This is a genomic window from Limosilactobacillus sp. (genome assembly GCF_051873075.1).
Classification (GTDB): Bacteria; Bacillota; Bacilli; order Lactobacillales; family Lactobacillaceae; genus Limosilactobacillus.
Window position 1 is genome coordinate 1 of the sequence record NZ_JBJEEM010000049.1, and the last position, 8660, is coordinate 8660.

An 8660-nucleotide genomic window follows, 5' to 3' on the forward strand; every position below is an offset into this window, starting at 1 on the left:
ACCCGCAAAGCCGCCGGTACTAAAGACGATTCAGTACCGGCGGCTTTTAAGATGGCTCTTTCTTCATGTTTTATTAGGGGCCCTAGTTTTCGATTGCGCTTTCAAAAACGGAAGTATATACTAGCTTCAAAATGATTTACCGCAGAAAGGATTGAGTGAAATGACTGAAATCACAATTGACATCGTCCGGCACGGGGAAACCTACCTGAACCAGCTGGGCCGGGCTCAGGGCTGGATCGACATGGAGCTGGACCCGCACGGCCTGGAACAGGCCTCGGCAACGGGGAAGGCCCTGGCGGATACCTACTACAATATTATTATTTCCTCGGACCTGAAGCGGGCTGTCCAGACACGCGACCGGATCATCAAGCACCTCAAGCACGTTCCGGACGTTGCCTACACGGACAAGACCTTCCGTGAAGTGTTCTTTGGTTACTTCGAGGGGCTCGATTCCGAGGCCAACTGGCGGACGATCGCCATTCAGCATGGTTACCAGGATCACGATGACATCATTCGCCACGAAAGCCTGCGGTCCGGGCGGAACATGATGCACGATATGGACCCAACCGGTCAGGCGGAGAGTTACGAGGAAGTTGTTGCCCGGTGGAAGCGGGGGATCAGCACCCTCGTCAAGAAGGCTAACGACGGTGACCGGGTCCTCCTGGTTACCCACGGAACGTTTATCCGGACGATTGCCGACGCTCTCGGGGTCGACACTGTTGGTAACTTCCCAACCAATGCCGGGGTAACGACGATCACGGCCAACGAAAACGGCGCTAAGATGGTCGAATACAATCACAAATTTGAATAATCTGAAAACAGGTCGACTGATGACCGCCTTAGTGCGGCACATCAGTCGACCTGTTTATTTTTAATTATTTGGCAAGTACGTGTTGGATGTCCTGATCGGTGGTGATGAAGTGTTTCCACTGTGCGGCGACGTTTTCAAAGGAGTACTTAGCGGCCGCCTCCTGGGCATGGGCGGCATAGGATTTCAGTGTTTCTGGATTGCTGAGTAGCTCATCGAGGACTGTGTACAGGGCATACTCATCCCCCGCCGGCAGCAATCGTCCGCTGACTTGGTCCTGGATGATCTCGGCTGGGCCGTAGTTGATGTCATAGCTAACGGCTGGGCAACCGTGCCCCTGGGCCTCCAGCAGGGCCATGGCAAAGCCCTCGTACGAGCTGGTCAGCACCTCAATCTGGGCAGTCTCGTAGACTTTAGTCAGGTCGTGCTCGTACCCGCAGAAGTGGATGTAGTCCTCGGCGTGGTTATCCTTGACGATCCTTCGCAACTCGTGTGAGGTGGCGTAATTGTTCCAGCCATCATCATAACCATAGATCTTCAGGTCGACTTCGGGATGTTTGCGGCGCAATCTGAGCACCGCATGGATCAGGTGGTTGAGCCGTTTGACATTGGTCAGCCGAGCAATTGCGATCAACTGGCCCGGAATCCGCTGGCTGAACGGGATCTTCTTTTGCAGCTGCTTGTCACTGATATAGGTAACCGGGATACCGTAGCTTGCCGGGGTGTCAAATCGCTCGCTGGCGTCCGTGGCCTCCTGCTGGGTGGACGAGATCAAACCAGAAAGTTGGTGGTCTGCCAACTCCTGCTTGATGGGCTTGTAGACGGTGAACAGTTTGCCGTTGGGCTGACCATTCATGGTGAAGGCGGAGTGGAAAAACTGGTACCGCGGGGCATCGCTGTTCATTGACTCGAAGGCCTTGAGGGTGTAGTCGGGCCGGTCGCTGATGAAGATGGCGCGGTCATCACTTGCGGCCAGCTGGTCAATGAAGTAGGCCCGCAGTTCGTCCTCGCTGTCAAAATCCCATAACTGTCCGTTGTCACGGAGCTGAACCAGGCAGAGCACGGGGACGTTGCCCTTGCCACCGCGGTAATGGTAGGTGATTTTGGGGAGTCCCTGGGCATCGTAGTACTGGCGGGTAACGACGCGGGCGCGGTCCTCGAAGAATTCAGAATAGGTCAACCAGCCGTTGTCGTAGTAGTCCCGCCGGTCGGTAAAACCAAACTTATCGCGGTAGTCGACGTAGTAGAGGCGCTGCCCATTGAGGTGGGCGATAATTCGCTGCTTACCGTCCCGGCTGGCAACGAGGTTATCGACCGTGAAAGCGGGCTGGTGGAGGAGACGGTTGATCAAGACCTGATCGTTGTCGCGGTACTGGTAAGGCAGCTGTTGAAAGTGCTGAAAGAGGTTGATGACCCGGCCGGATACGCCCAGCTTTTTCTCGGCCTGGTGGTGGGCCCAGTTGTACTGCAGGGTAACGATCTTGGAATCGAGTTTGAGGTAGTCGAAGATCTTCATCCGCTTGACCTGAGCAAGTTCAATGGCCGACGTCAGCATGTCTTCACGACTAGTAATAAAGTAAAACATTGTTTTTTCCTTTCTATATTTAAACGTTCTTAATACTTAAAATTATAATCGATTTTTGGGGTGTCGCGCCGTTTAACCCGAGGATCTTGCTAATAAATTAAGAAATTTCGGCATAAAATGTGAAAGGCCCGTGACTACGAAGGCTGGTAGTCGTGGGCCTTTTCTAGTATTCGTTAAAGAGGGCGGCTGAGTGTCTGCTGGTAGAGCTTGCGTGCCACCAGTTCAGGGGTTGCCGCAAGGTAGCAACTGATCAGCTCGTCGTTTTCCTCCATGATTTGTTCAATCGTGGGGGAAGAAAGTTGACATGCCTGGTAGAAGCGGATCAGTGCTTGCCGGAAGCGATCTTCGTTTGTCATTGTTTAGGCCACCTTTACGTGCACTTGCTGGTTTTGGTCGATGTGAAGCTGCACACTCTGTCGCGGCCGGACTTGCCCCTGGAGGATCATTGCGGCAATTTTACCGGTGATCAGCTGGTCGATGCCGCGCTGAAGCGGTCGGGCGCCTTTGGCAGGATCGGCATAGCGATCGACGATGCATTCCAGGACCGATTGATCCCAGGATAGCTTGATACCTTTCTCAAGCAGTAGTTGCCGTTTCTGGCCGAGCAGGAGGTTGGCGATCTTCAGTAGGCTGTCTTTGCTCAGCGGATTGAAGATCACGGTCGCGGTCAGACGATTGATGAACTCGGGGGCAAAGCGCGCTTCCATCGCCCGCTGGATGATGTTGCGGTTGTTTTCCGACCTGTTCGAAATGCCAAAGCCGACGTGATTGTTGAAAACCTTCGCGGCCCCGATGTTGGAGGTCATAATGATGATGGTATGGCTGAAGTCGGCGTGCAGTCCCGAGCCGGGGAGAAAGCTGCCGTCGTCCATGATGCCGAGGAGCAAGTTGAAGATCGGTGCGTTGACCTTTTCGATCTCGTCCAGCAGGATGCAACAGTGGGGATGCTTGACCACTCCTTTATAGAGATCTTGGGTGAAGCTCATTACTCCCACGGGTGAAAAATAATCTGGCATGTTGAAACGGAGGAGGTCCTTGTCGGTCCCGAATGCTTCCAATGCTAGTTGTTTGGCTGTTTCCGTCTTCCCGGTTCCGGTAACTCCGGCAAAAAAGAATGTGCCGATCGGTGCCCCGGGTTTGCTGAGACCGGCCTTGGCCACCATCAGCGCCTGCGTCAGACTGTCAATTGCCTCATCCTGGCCGATCACGTGTTGCTTCAGACGCTGATTGAGGGTAAGGATGGAGGCTTCCTTAGAATTCCGCTCCCGCTGGGCCTTGGCCACGTCAGCTTTATTAAGCGGGCGGCCGATGATTTCTGCGGTTGCTTCGATGATGTCATTGACCGTCACCTTGTCATGGTAATGGTGCTTAGTGCAGTCGTTTTTTGCCTGGGTAAACTGACTCTGGAGGTTGGCCAGCTGTTTTTTGAGCTGGCTGACCTGCTTGTCGTTGAGGCTCTTTTGCTCGGCATCGTGCAGGGCAGCCCGGAGCTGGGAAAGCTGGTGTACGTACTTGGTCTTGACGGCGGCCCCTTGCTCATGGTGCACGTTGACCAGTGCTCCGGCATTATCGAGGATGGTCAGGGCTGAATCGGGCAGGGCGATATCAACGTAGGTCTTGGCGAGGTCGACGGCTAGCTGACAGGCAGCGGCGGAGTAGTTGACCCGGTAGTAGTTTTCGTATGGTGTGATAGCCCGCTTGATCACCGCAGCCGTTTGGCGGGCAGTCAGCGGCTTGACGGGGATGTTTTCAAAACGGCGTTGCAATGCTTCATCCCCTTGGAAGAAGACCTGGGCCTCCAGGGGCGTGGTTGCCCCGATCAGCTGCAGGTCGCCCCGGGCAAGTGCCGGTTTCATCATGTTGATGATGCCGGCACCGCCGTGAAAACGCAGATTTTGGACTTCATCGAGGAAGAGGATAACGTCCTTTTCGGCGGTCAGCTCGGTAATCAGCTGGCTGATGATTTCAATGCTCCAGCCGTTAATCATCAGATCGGATAACTTATCGGGATCGAGCGCAATGATTCGCTTTCCTGCTAAGGACGGCAGCTGTCCTTGGGTGATACGGGTGGCGACCCCTTCCACGATAGCTGTCTTGCCAACTCCGGCCGGGCCAACCAGCAGGGCGTTGGATTTCTGCCGGCGGTTAAGGATGAGCGCGAGACGTTTGATTTCCTCCTCGCGGCCCACGACCGGAGCTAGTTTATGCTCTTTTGCCATTTTAGTCAGGTCACGTCCGTAGTCTTGCAGGAGAAAGTGATCGCCACGATCGAGTCGCTGGCTTAATCTGTTGTTGTTTTTTTCGCGGCGCTTGCGTTCGGCAATATTTACCCCATCGTTTGTTTGAAATCTGTTGAGGGGTTCTTGAACGATATTCGTATACGCCTGGCCGTAAAACCCTTGTGACTTACGCATGAGCAGCTTGAGCAGGAGCCAAAAGGCATTACTGTCCTGGAGATCAACCATTCCCACCAGGATCCCCTGGGTTTGGATGGCGGTGCTTCCTTGCTGTTTGACCAGGGACTGCCCATATTTCAGACCGTAAAGAACGTAGTCGGAAACGGTGTATTGCCGGTCTTTGATCATAACCTGGTGCTTGCCGGGTTCGTTGACTAAGGGTACGGGAGACTTTTTTATCCGGTTTTCAAACACACTGCTGTTCCGCATCCCAGCGTAATTGAATGACGGATCGGCGGAGTCATGGCGGTCAACGTGGCTGGCGTTTGCAAGCTCCCGGTTGATATCGATGCGGGTAATATGGCGATCGAAGAGCACGGTGCCAGCACCGCTGTCATCAGTCTTGGTAAAGGCTAGGACTAAGGTTTCGGTTGAGATGACTCCAGCCTGGTGGGCAGCCGCAATCTTTTTTGCAATGGCGAATGATTCTTGTCCCTGCTGGGTTAAGTCGAAATTATCCATAATGCAATCCCTCCTGATAAGCAATCTATTAAATATCAATCATTTCTTAAATATATCTTATGGTGAAATTATAAGATATTATTGACAAATATTAATATAACATAAACACCGTTAAAAAGTATTACTTTTTTCAGAAAAAGTCTAAAAATATCTACTGGATTTGGTGCTGGCATGGGGTATATTTATATATGAAGGGTGGCGATATTTTGGATTTGGAAAAACTAATTCTCGAACTGCAGTCAAGGGTTCTCTACCTGAGCGAAAAGGTTGATCGTCTGAACAGCAGGATCGACGAACTGGAAGCCGTCGAAGAAGCGACCGGCACCGCCAATGCCCAGTCGACATCGGTACGTAAAACTAAGATCAAGGGCAAAATTTCCAAAAACGAGTTGGTAAACGGGGTTAAGGACGCTTTGGCGGGGCAGATTCCGGCTAACAACATTCGCAAGGGAACCCGTCGGGAAGGCTCGGGCCTCATCATTACCAATGGGGAACGACAGATTAAGCTTTGCCTGCGTGGTTCCGGTTACTATGGTAAGGACGACGTCAGTGAACGGATGCAGTACACGGGATTTTCGACCATCAACGAAGATACTATTATGGATGAAAATGGCCAGATGAACTACGACTTCTTTGTGTTCGGCATCAACCATAGTGACGAACCGGACCAGCCGCATATTGAGTTCTTCGTCTTTGACCAGGCACAGTTTAAGGAACTGCTGAAGCAGAAGAAGGCCAACGGGGCTAACCGGGTTTACTACTTCTACTTTGGTGAAACGACGGACGGCCACTACATTGACGACCGTGAGCGCGACAAGACAGTGCTGGTTGATGCTGAACACGCTAACTGGGATAAGGTTGTACGCCAATACAATGAGCTCGGGTAACGGGCGACGGTTCAAATAAACCGTCCAACCGGGCTTGGTTATGGTATAGTTAAGTTAATTCTTTTAGCAAAGTGAGGGAGAAAAATGGCTAAGTACACAGTTGAATTAAGCGAAGAAGACATCCAAATGATTAAGGACTGTCACTCCAAGAACCCTTCCATCATGAAGGCCATGGAGGAAGCCAAGAAGGTTGAAGATTAATCCTTAAAAAGGACCGTCCTCGAAGTGAGGGGGTCCTTTTTTACAATCAGCGACCAGCGGGGGAGACCGATATAGTATAATTAAAATAAGAAGCAATGACGCCCTGAACACTGAGGAGGAATGCCTAAATGGAATACGCAGGAAAGTCGCCTGAACTCTGGGCAGCAATCGACAGAGAAGAACAACGTCAGCAGGATACGATCGAGTTGATTGCGTCGGAAAACATTGTCTCAAAACAAGTCCGCGAGGCGCAGGGCTCGGTCCTGACCAACAAGTATGCGGAAGGCTACCCTGGCAAGCGTTACTATGGCGGTTGCCAGTACATCGACCAGGTCGAACAACTGGCCATCGACTATGCCAAGCAGCTGTTCGGCGCCGAATACGTCAACGTCCAGCCGCACTCTGGCTCCCAGGCCAACATGGCGGTCTACCAGGCCCTCCTAAAGCCCGGTGACAAGATCCTCGGGATGGGGATGGATGCTGGTGGCCACCTGACCCACGGTGCCAAGGTTAACTTCAGCGGGAAGGTTTACCAGTCCTTCAGTTACGGCTTGGATCCCGAGACGGAGTTGCTGGATTACGATAAGATTCGGGCAATTGCAGAGGAAGTCCAGCCACAACTGATCGTGGCCGGGGCCTCAGCTTACAGCAAGATCATCGATTGGCAGCAGTTCCGGGCAATCGCTGATGAAGTCGGGGCTTACCTGATGGTTGACATGGCCCATATCGCCGGGCTGGTGGCAACGGGTGCCCACCCGAGTCCCGTGCCGGTTGCGGACGTGGTAACGACCACCACCCACAAGACCCTGCGTGGTCCGCGGGGTGGGATGATCCTCTCCAAGTCGGCTAAGCTGGGAAAGAAGATCAATTCGGCCCTCTTCCCAGGAACCCAGGGCGGCCCGTTGGAACATGTAATTGCCGGGAAGGCCCAGGCATTTTATGAGGACCTGCAGCCCCAGTTCACTGACTACATCAACCAGGTCGTGAAGAACGCGGCGGCGATGGCTGATGAATTTGCCAAGTCGGACACGGTGCGGGTTGTTTCCGGGGGGACGGAGAACCACTTGATGATTATTGATATTACCAAGACCGGGATCACCGGTAAGGACGCCCAGGACCTGTTAGACTCGGTTCACATTACGACCAACAAGGAGTCTATTCCAAATGATCAGCGGAATCCGTTTGTTACCAGCGGTCTGCGGATCGGGACACCAGCAATCACCAGCCGGGGCTTTAAGGAAGATGACGCCCGGCAGGTGGCCGACCTGATCATTAAGCTGTTGAACAACTCTACGGACCAGGCGGTAATTGATGAGGTTGCAGCCAAGGTTCATGAATTAACAGCTAAACACCCGATTACTGAATAATGAAGCGACCAGCAGAAAGCCAGTCTGCTGGTCGTTTTTGCATTCCCGATAAATGAAACGTTTTTGCCCCATAACATCACGCTCTAGCCTGATGATGTGATACAATAGCAATGAATGCTGTAAAACGGCAGCAGATCTAATCAGGCCCGGGTGCGGCCCAGCGGTGATCGCCTGACCGCTTAAATTCTAACTAGAATAGCACTTAGTTAAGATACAAAGGAGAGTTTTGACATGATTCAAACAATCGATTTGAAAAAGGGTATGGTCTTTGAACGTGATGGTAAGCTGTTAAAGGTTCTGCAAATTAACCACCACAAGCCAGGTAAGGGTAACACGCTGATGCAGATGGATATCCAAGACCTGCGTTCTGGTTCCATCGTTCACACTACGATGCGTCCTTCTGAAAAGGTTGAACAAGTTAACGTTGACAAGCGTTCTGCTCAATACCTGTACGATGAAGGTGACAACGCGGTATTCATGGACCTCGAAACCTACGACCAATACACTCTGAGCCATGACCTGCTGGGTGACGATAAGAACTACCTTGTTGAAAACATGAAGGTTATTCTGAACTTCGTCAACGGCGACATCATCGGTGTTGAACTGCCAACCACGGTTGAATTGACGGTTGCCCACACTGAACCAATGATCAAAGGTGCTACCATCGATGGTGGTGGTAAGCCAGCTACGATGAACACTGGTTTAGTTGTTAACGTCCCAGCCTTCATCAAGGACGGCGACAAGCTGATCATCAACACTACTGATGGCAGCTACAAGTCCCGTGCTTAATATAATTAAATAAGTAATTAATACCCCCATGACTATTAATTCATTGAAAATAGTCATGGGGGTTTTACTTTAAATGTGTTATCGAAGTGTTATTAACGACTAATA

At 51.9% G+C, this 8660-nt stretch carries 7 protein-coding genes; 4 read left to right on the forward strand and 3 right to left on the reverse strand.

The features are described 5' to 3' along the window. Window positions 1-160 precede the first annotated feature (160 nt). Window positions 161-811 (forward strand): histidine phosphatase family protein, encoded by a 651-nt coding sequence (locus ACI31J_RS05855; protein ID WP_439773500.1) that lies wholly within the window; start codon window positions 161-163, stop codon window positions 809-811. A gap of 64 nt (window positions 812-875) precedes the next feature. Here the strand turns inward: ACI31J_RS05855 and ACI31J_RS05860 are convergent, their stop codons facing one another. The 3 genes from ACI31J_RS05860 to ACI31J_RS05870 form a co-directional block, all read right to left on the reverse strand. Further along, window positions 876-2393, reverse strand: coding sequence for a glycosyltransferase (locus tag ACI31J_RS05860; protein ID WP_439773501.1), 1518 nt, complete (start codon window positions 2391-2393; stop codon window positions 876-878). 173 nt (window positions 2394-2566) lie between these two features. After that, the gene (locus tag ACI31J_RS05865) at window positions 2567-2749 is read right to left on the reverse strand and encodes a hypothetical protein (RefSeq protein WP_439773502.1); all 183 of its coding nucleotides are present in this window, start codon (window positions 2747-2749) and stop codon (window positions 2567-2569) included. A gap of 3 nt (window positions 2750-2752) precedes the next feature. Continuing rightward, window positions 2753-5311 (reverse strand): AAA family ATPase, encoded by a 2559-nt coding sequence (locus tag ACI31J_RS05870; protein ID WP_439773503.1) that lies wholly within the window; start codon window positions 5309-5311, stop codon window positions 2753-2755. 212 nt (window positions 5312-5523) lie between these two features. Here ACI31J_RS05870 and ACI31J_RS05875 point away from each other — a divergent pair, with 212 nt between their 5' ends. The 3 genes from ACI31J_RS05875 (at window position 5524) to efp (ending at window position 8555) form a co-directional block, all read left to right on the forward strand. Next, window positions 5524-6198 carry a hypothetical protein gene (locus ACI31J_RS05875; RefSeq protein WP_439773504.1) on the forward strand — a complete coding sequence of 225 codons (675 nt, stop codon included), beginning with the start codon at window positions 5524-5526 and terminating at the stop codon, window positions 6196-6198. A 329-nt stretch (window positions 6199-6527) separates the two neighbouring features. After that, window positions 6528-7766 carry a serine hydroxymethyltransferase gene (gene glyA / locus ACI31J_RS05880; RefSeq protein WP_439773505.1) on the forward strand — a complete coding sequence of 413 codons (1239 nt, stop codon included), beginning with the start codon at window positions 6528-6530 and terminating at the stop codon, window positions 7764-7766. 231 nt (window positions 7767-7997) lie between these two features. Next, complete coding sequence (efp, locus tag ACI31J_RS05885; RefSeq protein WP_439773506.1) at window positions 7998-8555, forward strand: elongation factor P; 558 nt, start codon at window positions 7998-8000, stop codon at window positions 8553-8555. Window positions 8556-8660: the final 105 nt, after the last annotated feature.

Bases quoted from the DNA above. Each gene is read 5' to 3' on its own strand.
- ACI31J_RS05855 (WP_439773500.1), top strand. From the start codon at position 161: ATGACTGAAATCACAATTGACATCGTCCGGCACGGGGAAACCTACCTG.
- ACI31J_RS05860 (WP_439773501.1), bottom strand. From the start codon at position 2,393: ATGTTTTACTTTATTACTAGTCGTGAAGACATGCTGACGTCGGCCATT.
- ACI31J_RS05865 (WP_439773502.1), bottom strand. From the start codon at position 2,749: ATGACAAACGAAGATCGCTTCCGGCAAGCACTGATCCGCTTCTACCAG.
- ACI31J_RS05870 (WP_439773503.1), bottom strand. From the start codon at position 5,311: ATGGATAATTTCGACTTAACCCAGCAGGGACAAGAATCATTCGCCATT.
- glyA (WP_439773505.1), top strand. From the start codon at position 6,528: ATGGAATACGCAGGAAAGTCGCCTGAACTCTGGGCAGCAATCGACAGA.
- efp (WP_439773506.1), top strand. From the start codon at position 7,998: ATGATTCAAACAATCGATTTGAAAAAGGGTATGGTCTTTGAACGTGAT.